A 17,281-nucleotide genomic window follows, 5' to 3' on the forward strand; every position below is an offset into this window, starting at 1 on the left:
AAGAAAACGCATGATCTCAAGGATTCACGGGGCCGGAAGCGGACTGACAGCTTTCGAGAACTGAGACCATGAAAGCTGCCGATCCGAGACAGCCTTGTGAGAACTGCGGCCATTCAGTGCGAGCCCACCCGCTGGAGCTGAACGACAGGTATGGCCGCGAACCCTGGCTGACGGCATGACAGAATATTTGACGCTCTCTAAGGCATCGGCTCGCTGTCCGAACCGCATGCGACCCGAGTTGGAATGAGTTAACCAACCGAAGCTCCTACATCAGGTTGAAACGCCCCATGCCGAATAGGTGCGCCGACGAGCCTCCGCCATGATCTCGGCGTCTTCAGGGGTAGCTCCCAAGAACCCGCCGTGAGGACCAGCTTCGATAACGTGGAGTTCGGCCGTCACGCCTGCATTCCTATTCGGCGATCTTCAGCTTCGCGGTCAGAGCCGCACATCTCGCCACCGCCGACGACGAAGCCGCCGCCATGGATGTCGAAATAGGCTACTTCCGCGAGGCGCCCCCTGGTTCCCTCCGGATTGGCTCGGCGGAGTTCTGCGCCGTTCGGCAACGCAATCACCGTCGCCGATCCCTGAAACCCGGCTGCGAACGGTCCCATCATGTCGAGCATGGGTTCCATAAATGCCGAGAGCGCTGGCGGCTCTACGTGCGTCTGCCCGGAAGTGGCCCGCTGAGCGGTCCTCTGAGTCAAATAGGTTTGGGCCTGTGGACTTAAATTCGTCGGCATGGGGATCACCTGCTCCGGCCGTTTAAGCGCTGTCGGATCACTTATCATAAGTCCTTCCTCCATGATTTTCTGATTCAGCCGAAAGACAGGCGCCCATCTCGCTACTCTTGAAATACCGGCACACTATGCTTCACGAAATTAGCTGCTGACTTTTCGCCCATCGCGTGATCGCATCTCTGGATGTAGGGGCAGGTCCAAAGAAGTGTTCTTGTTGCGAAATGTTCGAAACATAGACGCCCTTCTTGAAGAACAGAAACATCTGGATCAGATCGTACCCAAGCTCGGAAAACAGCTTTACCGGGCGCGCGAGCAAGCGGAAAACCAGCCAGGGCACAACCCGCACCTTGAGACGTTTCTTTATAACCTCGGAGACGAGATCGGCGATCTCTTGCTGGCTCTTGGGGCCATCGCGCCAGCCGACATCGATCGTTTGGTTGTTCATCTCGCTACCAAGAAACGTCGCGGCTTTGGCGAGATATGACGCCAGATCATCTGTCAGAACATAGGACCATCTCGTGGTCTTATCGCCCAACGCCAGGAACCGGCCAGCTTTCACACCCTTCGCAATGATGTCTGAGCTTTGATCGAGAAATGTGGGGGCGCGGACAAATACATATGGCACACCGGAGGCCTTGATCAGATCCTCTGCCACTTTCTTGGCGTGGAAATGCGGCACTGCTGACGCAGCCTCGCAGCTGACGATGCTGAGAAAGACAAATCGGCCAACATTGGCTCTTGCTGCGGCCTCAATAAGATTCTTGTTGCCCTGGAAGTCCGTGTCGAGGCTTCCTTTCATGTAACTGTTAGCCGAGCTGACGACGACGTCCACGCCCTGCAAAGCACGATCCAATGAAGCTGGATCCATCATGTCGCCGCGCACCCATTCGACATCGGCGCTCTCATTTGAGGGCGCGCCCTTACGCGACATCGCAACGACGGCCACATTCGCATCATGCGCAAGGTTGCGGAGAATCTTGGCTCCGAGAAATCCTGTTGCGCCGACGACCAAGACCTTCTTTTTCGCCGTCGCGCTTGAACTTGCGGTCTCGGCAAGTGCCTTATTATCCGAGGCAGTGGAGGGATGGGGTGATTGAGTCAATCTAATCTCCTGTGATGGTCTGGTATCGGTTCGGGCGCTCAGGGCGGGGTAATCGATGTAGCCTCGCGCGGTACCGCCGAAGAAGGTGTTATGGTCTGGCTCGTTCATCCCGCATCAGCCTTCAGCCGCGCAACGAATCATCTGACCATAGGCTGCCGCGTGGCGGAAATCGGCGACGGTCTGGCGCACTTCTTCGGTCGTCAGCGCGCGCGGCGTGGGAATGTCCTGCATCCCGGTCACCGTGAACATACCCGTCCCCGGCGCGACGCCCTGGCGATGATGCGGCGTGTTGTCGGGATGCGACATGCGTCCGGCGTGCATGAGCTGGATGAAGATATGGCCGCCCTTGTCGTGCACGGAAGAGGTGATCTTCCGCCAGCCGGTGACGTGTGCGGGAGTATAGATGCCCGGGGTAGTGAGATAGCCCTGGCCGTCATCCGAGGGCTGGGTGCCTTCAGTGACGATCAGACCGACGTCGGCGCGCTGGGCATAATATTCGGCAGCCAACTCTCCTGGCGTACCGTCGAAGGCAGCGCGGCTGCGGGTCATAGGCGCCATCACCAGCCGGTTGGGAAGCATGCAGCGGCCAATGCGGGCCGGGGTGAACAGTGGATTCATTAGGGTCTCCATTCGTTGGAGTTCTTGTCCACTATTCCAATCTCGGGATAAATCCAGCAGAATTGAAATCAGTTTTCCATCTATGGAGCAATCAGATGAGTCATTTGAACGACATGGCGCTGTTCGTGGAGGTCGCTAGAGCCAGGAGCTTTCGGAAGGCCGCGGAGGCTCTCGGCATGCCAAACTCTACTCTGTCGCGACGCATTAGCGAACTGGAGAAGGCAATCGGCTTGAGGCTCCTGCATCGCACGACGCGCAAGATCGAGCTCACCGAGGCCGGCCAGCTCTATTATGAACGAAGCAAGCGAATCGTTGACGAGGCACGGCTCGCGCACGAACAGCTCGGCGCGATGCTTGAGCAGCCCAGCGGTGTCCTGCGGGTTTCGCTCCCAGTCGACCTCGCTATTTTTTACCTCACACCGATCATCGGCGATTTCGCGCGGCACTATCCCGGCATCACGTTCGAATTCGACCTGACCCCACGCCGTGTCGATTTGGCGGCCGAGCCGTTCGATGTGGCGATCCGCATAGGCAAACTGGAAGATTCCAGTCTGATCACTCGTCTGATCGGGCGGCATTCGCGCCACCTCTATGCGTCTCCTGGCTATATCGAAGCTTCAGGCGAGCCCGCCACACCGGCGGACCTGGCGAAGCATGAATGCATCGGCATGCTGCGGAGCCCGACCTGGACTTTGCACCAGGAGGTAAACAAGGTCGATGTCGCCGTTCGCGGCCGCGCCGCGCCTTTCGACAATCTCGAAGAACAGACCTTCACCGTAGGTAGGACTGTAGAGCTGGAAATATTCGCCATGCTCGTCGCGGTCATAGAGGATGTTGTTCGCCTTCAATCGTTCCGCAAATTCCGCGGGATACGAAGCGGTAGCGAAGTTATCTCGGTCCGTGAGATAACGGCAGTTGGTGCGCGGCCGCAATCTTGAGCTCGAATGACAGCTTGCCAGAGGCAAAATTGTAACTACATTATAAGTGCTAAATGTAAAACATAATGAGGTTGCCATGCCCCGCGCCGGTCATCCGAAGGGTGATACGTTCAATTTCCGAATCGATCCCGCCTTGAAGGCCGCATTCACACAGGCGGCGGAATCTGAAGACCGGCCCGCCGCCCAGCTATTGCGGGATTTTATGCGGGCCTATGTCGAACGCCAGAAGCGCAAGGCATTTGAGGGCGAGGCGCGGCGGCAATCGCTTGCCGTGGCCAAACGCGCCCGCAACCCCGAGAGCGACGAGGCAAAGTCTCTGAAGGAGCTGGATGCACTCATCAATGAAGAACAGCTCAGGGACGAATGGAAGGCATGAAGCGCGGCGACCTGGTGACGTTTGCCGTCAGTGGTGACTATGGCAAACCGCGCCCTGCGCTCATTGTGCAAGACGACGCATTTGCCGAACTGCCTTCCGTGACCTTGCTGCAAATAACCAGCGACGTCCATGACGAACACTTGATCCGAATCACGGTGCAGCCCGATGACGGCAATGGCTTGCTCAAACCTTCACAGGTGATGGTCGACCGCACCATGACCGTACCGCGATCAAAGACAGGCGCAGTATTCGGCAGGCTGGATTCGAATACGATGGCAATAGTCGACGCGGCGATGGCCCGGTTCTTCGGTTTAGGAAGCCGCGGCCTATGACGAACAACGGCAAGGGAAGGTCGTGTCTCAAGACGACAGCGCGGTCGATGCGGCAAGGGACGCGGTCGACGATCGAAAAGAACGGCGCACAGCTCGGCGCGGAAATAACCATCATCGGCAAAGCGTAAAGGCAGAATTCGACAATGAGAGAATCCGACAACCCCTGGAATATGGCTCTGATTTGGACGGATCTTTCAGGACCTTGCCACGGCCGCCGAGCGACTGGGCGCCACACGAAAGCGTGATAACTGACCAGTATTTTCGTCAATGATCAGTAAGTCTGCCGTCAGGCCCGCGGTACGCCCGCCGGCCGCAGATGCTTTCTGAGCGCAGCGATGCGGAAAATGGCGTTTGCCGCACCGTATCCCCGATAACCGCGCCTTTCGACAATCTCGAAGAACAGACCTTCACCGTAGGTAGGACTGTAGAGCTGGAAATATTCGCCATGCTCGTCGCGGTCATAGAGGATGTTGTTCGCCTTCAATCGTTCCGCAAATTCCGCGTCCAGACCGAAACGGGCTTCCAAGTCGTCATAATAGTTCGGCGAGATCGCAAGGGATACGAAGCCGTTTGCGGAAAGGGCAGCGGCAGCGGAAAAGATATTCTGCGTTTTGAAGGCCAGATGCTGGATGCCGGAGCCGAAGGTTTCGGCGATGAAGTGGCCGGCAAGTGTGTTACGGTTTTCGGCACCGTTCATGGTGATGCGCAGCGACCCGTCGGCATTTTCTATGGCCTGGCTTCTCACTATGCCGGACGGATCGATAATGTCGACCATCGGCGTCTTATGAGCATCGAGGATCGATGTGTAGAACAGCAGCCAGGTGAGCAATTCCTCATATTTCATGGTCTGGGCGATGTGATCGATCGACTGAAGCCCGACAGGCTCAGGCGCTGTCGTGTCTTCGACCGGATCGAACTCGATCTCCCATATGCGGGCAAGCTCCGTCTTGGGGTCGAGGAAGTAGAGGATGCCGCCACCGACACCGCGTACGGCCGGCATCTCGATCTCGCCAGCATCGAGGGGTTGCCGAAAGTGCTCAGCGCCCAGGGCCACGGCGCGTTCGACTGCCGCCTTCGCATCGTCGACCATCAGGCCGGCAGCATAAGCCGTCGTGCCGTGGACTGCGTATGACGCGCCGGCAAAGCCCTTCTGCTCGGTATTGACGACAAGATTGATACCGCCTTGGCGAAAGACTGTGACACTCTTGGTCTTGTGTCTCGAAATCTTTCGAAAACCGAGGCTTGCAATCAACCTTTCGAGTTGCGGCGCTTCGTCCTCGTCGACCGTGAACTCGACGAAGGCAACACCTTCGACGGAGGCGTGCGGCGGCATCGCGGGGACGGGCAAGGAGCTTTCCGGCTCCTGCCGCTTTACCTGATCGCCGAGATAGATCAGAGAGCGCCGGCCATCGACTGCGATTGCCGTGGGCGAGCCGCCGCGGAACTGATCGTTGAAAATCTCCAGCGACAGATATCCATCGTATCCGGTTGCCGCCACGGCTTTCATGAAGTCCAGGACCGGCAAGTCGCCCTCGCCAGGCATGTTGCGGAAATGCCTGCTCCAGAAAAGCAGATCCATGTCGATCAGGGGCGCATCGGCAAGCTGGATGATGAAGATCTTTTCTTTCGGTATCGAGCGGATCGAGTTGACATCGATCTTGCGCGACAGCGTATGGAAGCTGTCGAGGATAAGGCCGATGTTGGGATGGTCGGCACGACGCACGATCTCCCAGGCGTCGCGGTGATCGTGAATGTGCCGCCCCCAGGCAAGCGCCTCGTAACCCACCCTCAGCCCGCGTTTTGCCGCGCGCTCGCCAAGTTCATGAAAGTCGGCCGCGGCTCTGTCGAGACCGCCGAGCGATGCCGGCGACACATTGGAGCAGACGAGTACCAGATCCGTGCCCATTTCCTGCATGACGTCGAATTTGCGCTCGGCACGATCGAATGTGCGGCTGCGAAGCGGCTCGGGCATGCCCTCGAAATCACGGAACGGCTGAAATAATGTGATCTCCATCCCGAGATCTCGCACCATCTTGCCGACCTGACGCGGGCTTTCATCAAAGATGAGGAAGTCGTTTTCGAATATCTCGACGCCATCGAAACCGGCCTTGGCGATCGCTTCGAGCTTGTCGCGGAGATCGCCGCTCAACGATACGGTCGCTATAGACGTCTTCATCAGCCTGCTCCAATGAAAGAACACAAGGGGCAAAACACCTTTAACTGGCGGCTTTTCCTTGGGTTCGGTTATGTTTTGACCGGCTGCTTTGCCGATCGGCTAAATCTCTTCCTTCCGCTGGACAGCGTTGTTTGCGTCCTGCGGTCTTGAACCATTCTCCAATTCGTAACCTGATGCCGTTCCTGGCTTCGGTCACAGAGTGGCGTTCGGCTCCCGGTTTCCCATTCTCCTTCAAGAGCGCAGCCCAGTCCTGCCGGGCTCGCTAAAGCGCCATCAGGACAACCGGGATATCGTCGACGCGCCTTCCGTGATGCTTTCGCTGCGCGGCTCGTAAGCGCGCTGGTCACGCAGGATGTGGAAGGCGATCGTCAAAAGCTTGCGCGCAATGGCAACGCGCGCCTTGTTGGTTCCTCTGATGTTCAGATGATCGTACTGGGCGCGCAGCTGCGCATCGCTGGCGATGGCCGGAGCCACCGCCTCGACGAAAGCCCAGCGCAGCCACTTGTTGCCCTGCTTGATGATCTTGCCGTGGAAGGTCTTGCCACCGGAGGAATAGGTCGACGGCACCAAGCCGGCATAGGCGGCGAGCTTCTTCGGGTTGCGGAACCGCGCTATGTCGTCGATCTCCGCATCGATCAGCCGGGCGAAGAACTCGCCGATGCCGGGGATGGTCTTCAACAGCTTCACATTGGGATTGGCCTTGGTCATCGCCCGGATTGTCGTCTCCGACTGCTTGATCCGGACGTCGATGTCGGCGATGAAGTCGAGGCCACGGTCGATCTGGATGCGGTCGATCTCTGAGACCTTCACCTGCGCCAGCTGGAGGCGGCCGGCCTTGCCGAACAGGTCGCCGAGCTTCTTCAACTGCGCCGTCTGCTCCGGATAACGATCAAACACCGTGACGATGCGGTTCTTCGTCATCGTCCGCAGCCGCACGTAGAACATCCGCTCACGCAGCGCGACACGCAGTTCTCGGGCCTTGTCGCTCGGCGCCCAGGCCTCCGGCACCAGGTCGGCTCGGAGCAGATGCGCCAGCACCGTCGCGTCGATCTTGTCGGTCTTGATCTTGGCGTCAGCGATTGCCTTGACCTTCAACGGATGGGCGAGGACGACATCATCACAAATGTCGTCGAGCCAGTCGTACATCACCATCCAGTTGCGGGTCGCCTCGACCACCGCATGCGAATTCTCACGGTATCGCTCCAGAAACCCACCCAGCGACTGGCGGTCGTTCTTCACCCGGCCGGATCTGAGCGTCTTGCCACTGCTGTCCTGCACCACCAGATGGCTATAGGATTTGTGGTAGTCGACGCCGATATGGTAATCATAAGAGGCAGTCATGCTTTCAACTCCCTTATTGAGATCTTCGAAACTCCAATAAGGTAAGCCGAAAGGCTGGAAGTGTGACTGTCCCTCGATCATCACCTGCATATCAAATGATCCGTTCTCGCAGCGGACGCGACATCTTTCATGCCACCTCCCTTGTGCTGTCGTATGGAGGGTCATTCGGTCATGGCCTTGAAATGGGCGAGCATTCGGGCTGCATCCGGTGTTCGTCCTGTCAACAGACGAAAAGCGCCAACGGCCTGGAAGACCGCCATGCCTCCGCCATCGAGCGTCCGGCAGCCACGATGTCTGGCTTGCCTCAGCAGTTCGGTCTCCAAGGGGAAGTAGACGATCTCGGCGACCCAGTGCCGTTCCTCAAGCAGGTCCGGCGGCAAGGGGATGCCCGGATACTTCGTCATTCCGGTCGGCGTTGCATGTATGAGGCCGGCTGCCTGCCCCATCTCGGATGCCAGATCCGTTCCGGCGATGATGGAAGCAGCGGGAAAGAGCCGCGCCATCGTTTCCGTCAAGGCCGCAGCACGTTGCGTGTCGCGATCGAAGACGGCCAACCTCTGCAAGCCAAGAACGAGCATTGCATAAGCGGTCGCAACGCCTGCGCCGCCAGCACCGAGCTGGACGGCCGAAGAAAGATCGGCGTCCGGCAGCCCGCGACGGAAGCTTTCGGCAAAGCCCCACCAATCGGTATTGTGTCCATATCGCCGCCCATCCTTGAAAACGACGGTATTGACGGCCCCGAGAGCCCGCGCCTCGGATGACAGGTCGTCCAGACAGGAGATGACGATCTGTTTGCAGGGATGGGTGATGTTGAGGCCGGCAAGACCTTGAGCCTCGGCCTTAGCCAGAAGTTTCGGCAGGTCGGCTGGCGAGGCGCCGATCCGGTTAAGGTCGATCAGTTCATACTCGTAGTTCAGACCCTGGGCGGCACCCTCCTTCATATGCATGGCGGGTGTCAGCGACGCTTGGATGCCGGCGCCGATCAGGCCGGCCTTTAGCGGTCTTATGATTGTTTCGGCCATCCGTCTTTTCCGTGGTTCCGATGAGAAAGGGACCAGGCCCGCAGCTGCGGGCCCGATCCTTTGCTTATTTGCCGCGAACGGTGTCGAGTTCCTTCATGAGCTGAGCGACCGTTTCTGCGCCGATCTGAGGGCTGAACTTGTCGATCAACGGCTTGACGGCGTCGCGCAGCTTCTGCGTCTCTTCCGGGCTCAGCTCGCTGACTTCCATGCCGGTCTTCTTGATCTCTTCAATCGCCTTGGCGTCCATCTCGCGCGAAACCTTGCGCTGATAGTCGCGCGCCTCGGTTGCGGCCGATTGGAAGAGGGCTTTTTCTTCATCGTTGAGCCCATCCCAGAACTTCTTGCTGATGAGCACGATCTGCGGATTGTACTGATGGCGGGTCACCGTCATGTACTTCTGCACTTCGAAGAACTTGGCATTGATGATGTTCGCAGCCGGATTTTCCTGGCCGTCGACAGTGCCGGTTTCGAGCGCCGTATAGAGCTCGGTGTATGGAAGCGGAACGGCGTTGGCGCCAAGGCTGTTGAAGAGCTCGATCGGGATCGGCGACTGGATCGTGCGGATCTTAAGGCCCTTGATGTCCTCAAGCTTGGTAACTGCGTGGCGATTGTTCGTCAGGTTGCGGAAACCGAGCTCCCAATAGGCAAGACCGACGAGGCCGGTATCCGGCAGAAGCTTCATCAGACCGGAGCCGAACGGTCCGTCCATCACCTTGTCTGCTTCCTCGCCGCTATTGAAGAGGAAGGGCAGATCGACGGCGCCGAACGGCTTGGCATTGCTTGCAAGGATGCCGGCATTGAGCACCGTCATTTCGATCACGCCGCCCTGCAGCGCCGAGACGGTCTGAACGTCGCCGCCAAGCACGCCGCCGGGAAAGAGTTTCACCTCGATCTTGCCGCCGCTCTTCTCCTTCAAGAGCTCGGCGAACTTCTCCATTCCCATGACCTGGGGATGGCCCTTATTGTTCGCCGACGCGAATTTGAGCTGATGCTCGCGGATTTCGGCCATGGCCGGGCCGGTTGCCAGCAATGCGATCGGCAACGCCAATCCCAATGCCAGCTTCGTCAATTTATTGAGCATGTCTTCCTCCCAGGTTGTGGCCGGCATCTCCCTCCGGCCGCGTTGAAATTCGTTCGCCGTTGCCGGCGAAACTGCGATCAGTGTCCGAACCAGGAGACCGGGACGGTCACCAGTTGCGGAAACAGGACGAGCAGAAACAGAACGATCAGTTCGGCGATGAGAAAGGGCATGACGCCCTTCATCAACTCTTCCATCGAGAGCTTCGAGACGCCGCAGATAACATTGAGCACGGTGCCGACCGGCGGCGTGATCAGGCCAATCGCATTGTTGATGATGAAAAGCACGCCGAAATAGACCGGATCAATGCCCGCCTGCTTGATGATCGGCATCAGCACCGGCGTCATGATCAGGATCGTCGGCGTCATGTCCATGGCGGTTCCGACGACGACGATCAGCACCATGATGGCGAGCAGCAGAAGGGTCTGATTGTCCATCAGCGGTTCGACCAGGGCCGCGAGCTCGCCGGGCACGTCGGCAACTGTGATCAGCCAGGCGGAAACCGCCGCACAGGCAACCAGGAACATGACGACGGAGGTGATCTTCGCGGCCGCCACAAAGACATGAAACAGTCTCGCGGGGGGCAGTTCGCGATAAATGACCATCGAGACGAAAAGCGAATAAACAGCGGCAACGACGCCGGCTTCGGTTGGCGTGAAGACGCCGAATTTCAAGCCGACGATGATGATGACCGGCAGCATCAGGGCCCAGATGCTGTCGATGAAGGCTTTGAGACGCACCGCGCCGCTCTGCTTCGGGGGAAGTGCGAACTGCTCCTTTCGTGAGACGATCAACCAGGTCACACAGAGTGCGGCTGCGATCATAAGCCCCGGGAAAATTCCCGCCAGAAAAAGCTTGGTGATCGAAACGCCGCCGACCACGCCGAAGAGGATGAAACCGATCGACGGAGGAATGATCGGCCCGATAACGGAAGCTGAGGCGAGGAGGCCGCCGGTGCGCGCCGGGTCGTGTCCGGACTTCTGCATCATCGGAAAAAGAAGCGCTCCCAGGGCCGCGGCGTCGGCAACGGCCGACCCGGAAAGACTCGAAAGGACACAGGCGGCGAAGATGGCGACAAAACCGAGGCCGCCTCGGACATGGCCCACCATCGCCATGGCAAGGTCGACAATGCGGCGAGAAAGTCCGCCGGTATTCATGACCTCGCCGGCAAGAAGAAAGAAAGGCACTGCCATCAGCGGAAAGCTGTCGGCGCCGTTCAGCACGTTCTGCGCCACGATCTGCGCATCGAAGATGTCAAGATACATCATCAACGCAACGCCGCTGATGATAAGCGCAAAGGCGATGGGCACCCCAAGCGCCATGGGACCGAGAAGCGCTCCGAGGAAGATGGATACAGTCATTTCCCGCCCCTCAATGCTTTGTCACGAGCTTGGCAAGTGCCGGATCGTGATCCTCGAGCGCGACTTGTTCCTCACTGTCGCGGACAAGTTCGACCGTCGTGACATCGATGCGGCCCGTGGCGATCGCGAACGCGTCCCACAAGAGAATGAGAAATGCCGGGACGCCGAACGCCAGACCGGCGCCGTAGAAGAATGCCATCGAAATACCGGTTGCTGGCGCTGCCACATGAACGTTGATCAGGGTCTGCGTCCACGCACCGCTGATCATCAGCCAGGTCGCCAGCAGCATCAGTGCATGCCCGGCGAGTGCAGCCATTCTGGCAGCCGTGGGTGGCAGGCGCCGCAGCACTGAATCGACACCGAGATGGCCATGCTCGCGCATTGCGACCACCGCGCCGAGAAATGTCAGCCAGACGAAGAACATCCGCGACAACTCTTCGGAGGACGTGATGCCCTGATTGAAGGCATAGCGAAGGACGACATTGCCGAAGACGAGCACGACCATGCCTGCCAGCAAGAGCGCGATCGTCGCCTTCAGCACGAGAAAATAGAAATCGATGATGCGGGTCATTCGCTCCTCCCAAAGCGTGGGCTCACAGATCCAGTGATCTTTCCAACGTCCGTAAGTCGCGCGGGGACGCGCATCTAAGCGGAGACCTCGCGCCCCCTCCTCCGGGGACATGTTGCCTTGTCTTCAAAATGTACTAACTAGTTCGAATGTCAAGCGGTGATCTATTGAAACGGACGTGCAAGGTGAATATGACTTTGTCGTCGAGCGCATGAAATGGCGGCCCTCCCACGTTCAGGCTTCCGTTTTGACAATTGGAAACAGCGGTTTAGGGAATATGGTCGTGAGAGAGATGGCGGAGCGGGCTGAAAACGGACGAAAGAACGATCCGCAGCGGACGCAGGCGGATATTCTCGTTGTCGCGACGAAGGAGTTCGCAACCCATGGCCTCGCCGGTGCGCGCGTCGATGCGATCGCGGAAAAGACCCGCACCTCGAAGCGGATGATCTATTACTATTTCGGCAGTAAGGAGGGTCTCTATCTCGCCGTGCTGGAGCAGTCCTACCGCAAGATCCGCTCGCTGGAAGCTGACCTTCAGCTTTCGAACCTTGAGCCGGAAGCAGCGCTACGCACGCTCATCGCAACGACTTTCGATCACGACGAGGCCAACCCGGATTTCGTCCGGCTGGTGAGCATCGAGAACATTCATCACGCCACGCATATGCTGCGCTCGGATGCCATCCGCGACCTCAACGTCTCGGTCATAGAGACGATCGCTAAAATCCTGGAACGTGGTTTCGAACAGGGCGTATTTCATCGCAAGGCCGATCCGATCGATGTCCACATGATGATCAGCGCCTTCTGCTTCTTCCGCGTCTCGAACCGCTATACCTTCGGCACGATCTTCAGGCGGGATCTCTCGGAAAGCCAGACAATCGACCGGCACCGCGGAATGATCGCCGATGCCGTCGTAAGCTATCTCAAGTCCTGCCCGTCGCCGGATTGACGCCGGCCAGCTTTGCGGCGGCGATCAACCATATTGTTGCCGCCAACTGGAAGAATTCAGCGGCGAGCCGGCTGCCGGATATGTCCACTGGGGTGCAACGACGCAGAATATCTTTGACACCGGCGCCGCCTTGCAAATGAAGCGGACGCAAACGCTTATCGACGACAGTCTCGCGAGAGTCGAAAGCGCGCTCGCACAGCTTGGCAACGAAACATCGGGACACGTTGCAAGCAGGCCGCACCCACGGCCAACACGCTTTGCCCATGACGTTCGGGTTCAAGGTGACGGCTGGCTCGAAGAGGTCCGCCGCGATCGTCAACGTCTAAAAGACCGATTGAGATCGTCCTTCGTCGCCTGCCTCGGCGGAGCGATCGGAACATTTGCGGCTATGGGCGATAAGGGCCCGGCAGTGGACGTGGAAATGCTGCTATCCTCGACTTGGAGCCTGCAGTCCTGCCGATCCGATCCTCCTATGATCGCGTCAGCGATTATGTCTGCGCCCTTGGACAGATTAGCGGGTAGAACGGACATGGATCGACAAGAGATCGCGCGACGCTGACGAGAGCAGGTCGCAAGGCCAAAAGCTGACTATCTTGACCAACTGCTTGATCTGTATGAACGGAAAATCACAAGCAGTTATCCGGAATGGACCGAATAAACTTGGTGGCCTTGATAGGATTCGAACCGGTGACCGCTAAATATAAAGCTCCTGATCCAGGTGCGCCGCTGACGGACGGAAAAGCTCTCTGATCGTTGCACGCCGCGCCCGACCCAGTCGGGCTTCGTGACCTCGAGGTAGACGACATGCTCCGCATGAGAGTGTTTCCTCCTCGATTAAGAGGAGCGGAATCAAAACCCTGCTTCTGACACGCTGGCCCAAGGATTGTCTGGTGTGTTGGAGAAGTTCACCTTGGACGTCGCCGACGCGCGGTTGGCGCTCAACAAGGCCGATGGAGACGGGGCACTGTCTTTTCTATCCTGCCACTGGCGTCGACAGCAGCCATAAACCGAAGACCGTATAAAAGATCATCCCTGCTGCGAGAAGAAGTTGGCTGCGGACGGCGCGCTTGGTTGTGCCGAAGTGCTCGATTGCCACCATGTGGGCGAGCATCATGCCGGCGATATGTCCCGCCACCACGATGACGGTCTGCACCGTCCAGAGGATCGAAACCCTTTCCAGATTGCTGAGAAAAGATGTCGTCGGATGCAAATGCGCCGTCCCGAACAAATTCCATCCGAGCGAAAAAGGATCGGATATCGCCGCGGCAAAATACTGGCCATTGACAAGCAGCACCGTCAGGTAATGGGCAGCGTGAAAGGCGATCGAGATTGGAATGATGGAGACGACGAACAGCCCGGCAGAAGCCTCGAGTGCCGCCCCGCGGGGCTCAGCTGCAGCGCGGTTTCCCAGATATACCGTGAGATAGAAGACGACGGCAAGCGCGACAAATGCGGCCAGAAGCCCGAACGTATTGACCGTCATCATCGCGCTGCGGCCGGGAAATTCGAGCGGATTGACGCCAATCAATCCAAGCCATGTGAAGGTCTTCGAAAACCCGTCGAAGGAGACAGTGGCAAGCGTCAGAAGAACGAATAGCGTGGCGCTGACGGAGAGCGGACGCCCGACGACAAAGCGCCGGCCAGGCCATGTGAGCACGAGCCAACGGCGGCCTTGTCTTCGACGCCCCGAGAACGGAGCGACCGTGCCGACAAAGCGGAAGAAGACCGACAGCGCCTCTCCCCGCCGCATCCATTCGCCTTGCCCAAAAACGATCATCGCAACGAGATTGAAAAGCCAGTAGATCGCAGCCCCGATGGCCAGTTCCGGCGGATTGTCAGGCGCGAGGGAAACGAGTTCGTACCAAGCAATCAATAGGAACATCAACAATGCCGGGAGGTAGCCTACGGTCTTCGGCATAGTGACGAGCGCCGTCCGTGCGAGATGGCTGCCCGTCATGCTCCTCAGCGCCGCAAGTGGCCCCGTCCAGGGATTGAGCCACGGCCACAGATTGCCGAAAAGCGCCTGCAGAAGTGTGAACCCGACCCAGAAGACCGTCCAGACCATCAGCGGCAGTAGGTTTTCCAGCGGATCCGGCGTGGCGACAAGGCCAGCGACAAAAAGGATCGCGAGCAGCGAGAAACTGAAGAGACTGGCGGCATTTCTGGGTACGCGAGGCAGCCGCGCGCAGGTCAGCTCAGTGCGCGTGAGCGCTTTGAACCAGGCCGCGGGCAGGATGGCGAGCGTCACGAAGGAGGCCGCGACCGCCAGCGCCCCGCCTGTTCGGTAATAACCGGTCGGCAGCAGCATGACGAAACCGCGTTCGCTGCCATGGGCAAAGGCGGGGCAAGCAATTGAGACGGCCATGGCCACACTACCGGCGGCAAGGGCGGTGCTTTTTTGCAAAACCGGAAGGATCGACGCAACGCCCCCGCACGCGGCGGATCCAGTGTACCAAGGAATGCTGATCGTCATCCCTGCCCCCGCAGATTATCGTTTGCATACGAACACAAATAAGAGGCGAATGTCCATGCCGAACCTCGAAAATGCGCATGCGGCAAGGCCTTCGGATCAGCCCCGCTCGTCATCGACCCTAAGAGCGGTATCTGCCCTGGCGGCAATCTTTCGGTAGCGGGTGGCTATGAGGTCGTCTTCAAACTCGAAGAGCTAGTGGGGCCATGAAAAAGCGTGGTTCTCGCCGTGGACCGGCAGCCTGCGAGCCATTCGTCCTTTGCCAGCAACCACGACGGTTGCGCCTGCCGCATGATCCCATCGCCCTACGGCGAGCAGGCGCTCCACCGGATCATTGCCTCCCTTGACTGCGCGACAATTCACGCTGGCACGCCTGAGAGGAGCAAATCGTGATCCGCAAGGCTTGATCGGCAACCATTTCGCCTTCCGCCAGAACGACCGCGAGACACCGATTGAGCATGGCGGTTCTCATTGGCGAACGCGGCATCCCGCAAGGCCGTGTTGTCCAAGCTTGCGACTGATTTCGGGTTGCTCGATACCGCCTGTACGGGCTTGCAAGCCCAGCATCATGTGGCCGGCTTGCCGGAGTATTGGTCTGTGCGGCTCGGGCAGCCATGCGCGAGGCGGGCGTAACGATCGTCGAGAGCCCGAAGTCAGCGATGCTAACGGGCTGTTCAACCTCCACGAAGGAGCGCAGACGCCTGACCCTTGTCAATTACATTTTCTCGTGATTTGTTGGCAAACGAACGATCTGACACGGTATAAACAGACGGCAGACGTCCGCTTTCAGCACAGGGGAACCAACAATGTCCAACAGCATTATCAAGCCCCAAAAGGGCATCTCCAGACGTTCGGTCTTGCAGGGAATGGGTGCTACCGCCGGTACCGGCCTGGCCTTGCAGGCGATGCCCGGCTTCGTTCGCTACAGTCAGGCGGGCACGTCAGAGCCGGTGAAGATCGGCCTCCAGCTCCACCGTACCGGCATCGGCGCCTCCTACGGGCGCTGGTATGAGCGCGTGACGGCGGCTGCCGTAAAGGTAATCAATGACGGCGGCGGCATCAACGGCCGACCGGTCGAGGTCATCATCGAGGATGACGGCACCGATCCCAAGCGCGGCGCCGAAGTCCTCGAGAAATTCGCGACGCAGCACAAGGTCGACGTGGCGTACGGCACGCTCTTTTCGCATGTGGTAATCGGATCTGCGCCGCGCGCCGGCGAACTGAAGATGCCCTATGTCGTCGTCTCGGAGGGCCATCACGTAGCCTCCGGCAAGCTCAATCGCTATGTCTTCCAGCCGGGCATTACCGATGTACGTTCGCAGGTCATCGCAATGGCGCCCTGGATTTCCAAGAATCTCGGCAAGAAGGTCACAATGATCTTCCCTGACTTTGCCTTCGGCCACGATCACCGCGATTATTTTTCCGAGGCGATCAAGGCGCAGGGCGGCGAGGTCGCGGGGCTCATCGCCATCCCTCCGACCGAATCCTCCTTCACCCGCTATCTGCCGCAGATCTCCTCCTCCACCGAAGTGCTCTACCACGTCATGGTCGGCCCGGCGGTGCTCACCTTCGTCAAGGAGCTCGGTCAATTCTTTGGCTCCACCCGGCCGCAGATCTTCGGCTTCATCGACAGCCTTGAGGCGGTTGACCTTGCGACGCCGCAGCTCGAATTCCTGGAAGGCACCTATTTCTGGGAAGGCAATCCGCGCTACGCCCAGAAGGACCAGACAGAGTACGACAAGTTCTACCGCGAGATGGTCGGCGTGGACGCCAATGGCGCCAGCGCCTCGGATCCCAAGGACATCTCGACCTATTCCCACATGTTCGGCTGCTGGGAGTCGCTCTTTGCCATCAAGCAGGCGATGGAAGCCAGCGGCTATGAGGGCCAGACGCCCAAGGACAAGCAGGGCTTCATCGAGGCCATGGAGGCGATCCAGAAATTCGATGAGGGCCGCGAACATCCGCAGGGCGACAAGATCTTCAACGGCAAGAACCACCAGTGCTACGGTCACCAGAACATTTCCAAGGTGACCGGCGGGCGCCTTGAACTCGTCCACAGGACGGCTATCGAGGACGGGCTCTACGAAGTCAGTGCCGACTACACGAAAATGTCCCTCTAGCCTCCAAAGGCTAAGGGCCGCGGCAGTTTAAGAGCAATCCCGTCGCGGCCGATTGTGCTCGGGTCCGGTCCGAGCCGCAAGGCGACGGGAGGGCCA

The 17,281-nt window shown here is 58.9% G+C and carries 16 protein-coding genes and 2 pseudogenes; 7 read left to right on the top strand and 11 right to left on the bottom strand.

What is annotated here, in order from left to right; all coding sequences use genetic code 11:
- Positions 1–270: 270 nt before the first annotated feature.
- The 4 genes and pseudogenes from ISN39_RS36955 to ISN39_RS31165 all read right to left on the bottom strand — a co-directional run.
- Positions 271–411: pseudogene (locus ISN39_RS36955) on the bottom strand (alpha/beta hydrolase); the annotation flags it as partial.
- Positions 396–788: a hypothetical protein gene (locus tag ISN39_RS31155; RefSeq protein ID WP_194731747.1), complete on the bottom strand. Its 393-nt coding sequence runs from the start codon at positions 786–788 to the stop codon at positions 396–398. The gene ISN39_RS31155 and the pseudogene ISN39_RS36955, both read right to left, overlap by 16 nt.
- An 82-nt stretch (positions 789–870) precedes the next feature.
- Positions 871–1,839, bottom strand: coding sequence for an SDR family oxidoreductase (locus ISN39_RS31160; RefSeq protein WP_194731990.1), 969 nt, complete (start codon positions 1,837–1,839; stop codon positions 871–873).
- Between the two features lie 153 nt (positions 1,840–1,992).
- A pseudogene (locus ISN39_RS31165) lies at positions 1,993–2,469 on the bottom strand (alkene reductase); the annotation flags it as partial.
- 83 nt (positions 2,470–2,552) lie between these two features.
- Between ISN39_RS31165 and ISN39_RS31170 the strand changes: the two are divergent.
- The 4 genes from ISN39_RS31170 (at position 2,553) to ISN39_RS37710 (ending at position 4,231) form a co-directional block, all read left to right on the top strand.
- Entirely contained in the window at positions 2,553–3,395 is an 843-nt protein-coding gene (locus ISN39_RS31170) for a LysR family transcriptional regulator (RefSeq protein ID WP_246763479.1), read from the top strand.
- Between the two features lie 76 nt (positions 3,396–3,471).
- Positions 3,472–3,771 carry a hypothetical protein gene (locus tag ISN39_RS31175; RefSeq protein ID WP_194731748.1) on the top strand — a complete coding sequence of 100 codons (300 nt, stop codon included), beginning with the start codon at positions 3,472–3,474 and terminating at the stop codon, positions 3,769–3,771.
- A complete protein-coding gene (locus tag ISN39_RS31180) occupies positions 3,768–4,103 on the top strand; it encodes a type II toxin-antitoxin system PemK/MazF family toxin (RefSeq protein WP_194731749.1) in 336 nt (111 codons plus the stop codon). Before ISN39_RS31175 ends, ISN39_RS31180 begins: the two co-directional genes overlap by 4 nt.
- Positions 4,100–4,231, top strand: a complete 132-nt coding sequence (locus tag ISN39_RS37710) for a hypothetical protein (protein ID WP_022712966.1) — start codon at positions 4,100–4,102, stop codon at positions 4,229–4,231. The genes ISN39_RS31180 and ISN39_RS37710 overlap by 4 nt, the downstream gene beginning before the upstream one ends.
- Positions 4,232–4,389: 158 nt before the next feature.
- Here ISN39_RS37710 and ISN39_RS31185 read toward each other — a convergent pair whose 3' ends face one another.
- From ISN39_RS31185 to ISN39_RS31210, 6 genes are all read right to left on the bottom strand, one after another.
- Positions 4,390–6,279, bottom strand: coding sequence for a sugar phosphate isomerase/epimerase and 4-hydroxyphenylpyruvate domain-containing protein (locus tag ISN39_RS31185; RefSeq protein WP_194731750.1), 1,890 nt, complete (start codon positions 6,277–6,279; stop codon positions 4,390–4,392).
- Positions 6,280–6,552: 273 nt separating this feature from the next.
- Entirely contained in the window at positions 6,553–7,620 is a 1,068-nt protein-coding gene (locus ISN39_RS31190) for an IS110 family transposase (RefSeq protein ID WP_194731751.1), read from the bottom strand.
- A 161-nt stretch (positions 7,621–7,781) separates the two neighbouring features.
- Positions 7,782–8,642, bottom strand: coding sequence for a shikimate dehydrogenase (locus tag ISN39_RS31195; protein ID WP_194731752.1), 861 nt, complete (start codon positions 8,640–8,642; stop codon positions 7,782–7,784).
- Positions 8,643–8,706: 64 nt separating this feature from the next.
- Entirely contained in the window at positions 8,707–9,723 is a 1,017-nt protein-coding gene (locus ISN39_RS31200; protein ID WP_194731753.1) for a TRAP transporter substrate-binding protein, read from the bottom strand.
- A gap of 77 nt (positions 9,724–9,800) precedes the next feature.
- Positions 9,801–11,081, bottom strand: a complete 1,281-nt coding sequence (locus tag ISN39_RS31205; protein ID WP_194731754.1) for a TRAP transporter large permease subunit — start codon at positions 11,079–11,081, stop codon at positions 9,801–9,803.
- Between the two features lie 10 nt (positions 11,082–11,091).
- On the bottom strand, positions 11,092–11,652 hold the full coding sequence (locus ISN39_RS31210; protein ID WP_194731755.1) for a TRAP transporter small permease: 561 nt from the start codon (positions 11,650–11,652) through the stop codon (positions 11,092–11,094).
- Positions 11,653–11,941: 289 nt separating this feature from the next.
- Here ISN39_RS31210 and ISN39_RS31215 point away from each other — a divergent pair, with 289 nt between their 5' ends.
- Together ISN39_RS31215 and ISN39_RS36960 are read left to right on the top strand one after the other, a co-directional pair.
- Complete coding sequence (locus ISN39_RS31215; RefSeq protein ID WP_194731991.1) at positions 11,942–12,595, top strand: TetR family transcriptional regulator; 654 nt, start codon at positions 11,942–11,944, stop codon at positions 12,593–12,595.
- Positions 12,596–12,819: 224 nt separating this feature from the next.
- Positions 12,820–12,921, top strand: coding sequence for a lyase family protein (locus ISN39_RS36960; protein ID WP_246763514.1), 102 nt, complete (start codon positions 12,820–12,822; stop codon positions 12,919–12,921).
- Positions 12,922–13,568: 647 nt separating this feature from the next.
- Here ISN39_RS36960 and ISN39_RS31225 read toward each other — a convergent pair.
- Entirely contained in the window at positions 13,569–14,960 is a 1,392-nt protein-coding gene (locus ISN39_RS31225; protein WP_194731756.1) for a hypothetical protein, read from the bottom strand.
- A 911-nt stretch (positions 14,961–15,871) separates the two neighbouring features.
- On the opposite strand from ISN39_RS31225, the gene ISN39_RS31230 reads away from it, so the two are divergent.
- On the top strand, positions 15,872–17,185 hold the full coding sequence (locus ISN39_RS31230) for an ABC transporter substrate-binding protein (protein ID WP_194731757.1): 1,314 nt from the start codon (positions 15,872–15,874) through the stop codon (positions 17,183–17,185).
- The last annotated feature ends 96 nt before the right edge of the window (positions 17,186–17,281 follow it).

The sequence above is a fragment of the Rhizobium sp. 007 genome (assembly GCF_015353075.1).
Classification (GTDB): domain Bacteria; phylum Pseudomonadota; class Alphaproteobacteria; order Rhizobiales; family Rhizobiaceae; genus Rhizobium.

Bases quoted from the DNA above. Each gene is read 5' to 3' on its own strand.
- ISN39_RS31170 (WP_246763479.1), top strand. From the start codon at position 2,553: ATGAGTCATTTGAACGACATGGCGCTGTTCGTGGAGGTCGCTAGAGCC.
- ISN39_RS31210 (WP_194731755.1), bottom strand. From the start codon at position 11,652: ATGACCCGCATCATCGATTTCTATTTTCTCGTGCTGAAGGCGACGATC.
- ISN39_RS31205 (WP_194731754.1), bottom strand. From the start codon at position 11,081: ATGACTGTATCCATCTTCCTCGGAGCGCTTCTCGGTCCCATGGCGCTT.
- ISN39_RS31155 (WP_194731747.1), bottom strand. From the start codon at position 788: ATGATAAGTGATCCGACAGCGCTTAAACGGCCGGAGCAGGTGATCCCC.
- ISN39_RS31195 (WP_194731752.1), bottom strand. From the start codon at position 8,642: ATGGCCGAAACAATCATAAGACCGCTAAAGGCCGGCCTGATCGGCGCC.
- ISN39_RS31215 (WP_194731991.1), top strand. From the start codon at position 11,942: ATGGCGGAGCGGGCTGAAAACGGACGAAAGAACGATCCGCAGCGGACG.
- ISN39_RS31225 (WP_194731756.1), bottom strand. From the start codon at position 14,960: ATGGCCGTCTCAATTGCTTGCCCCGCCTTTGCCCATGGCAGCGAACGC.
- ISN39_RS31185 (WP_194731750.1), bottom strand. From the start codon at position 6,279: ATGAAGACGTCTATAGCGACCGTATCGTTGAGCGGCGATCTCCGCGAC.
- ISN39_RS31180 (WP_194731749.1), top strand. From the start codon at position 3,768: ATGAAGCGCGGCGACCTGGTGACGTTTGCCGTCAGTGGTGACTATGGC.
- ISN39_RS31175 (WP_194731748.1), top strand. From the start codon at position 3,472: ATGCCCCGCGCCGGTCATCCGAAGGGTGATACGTTCAATTTCCGAATC.
- ISN39_RS31200 (WP_194731753.1), bottom strand. From the start codon at position 9,723: ATGCTCAATAAATTGACGAAGCTGGCATTGGGATTGGCGTTGCCGATC.
- ISN39_RS31190 (WP_194731751.1), bottom strand. From the start codon at position 7,620: ATGACTGCCTCTTATGATTACCATATCGGCGTCGACTACCACAAATCC.
- ISN39_RS37710 (WP_022712966.1), top strand. From the start codon at position 4,100: ATGACGAACAACGGCAAGGGAAGGTCGTGTCTCAAGACGACAGCGCGG.
- ISN39_RS31230 (WP_194731757.1), top strand. From the start codon at position 15,872: ATGTCCAACAGCATTATCAAGCCCCAAAAGGGCATCTCCAGACGTTCG.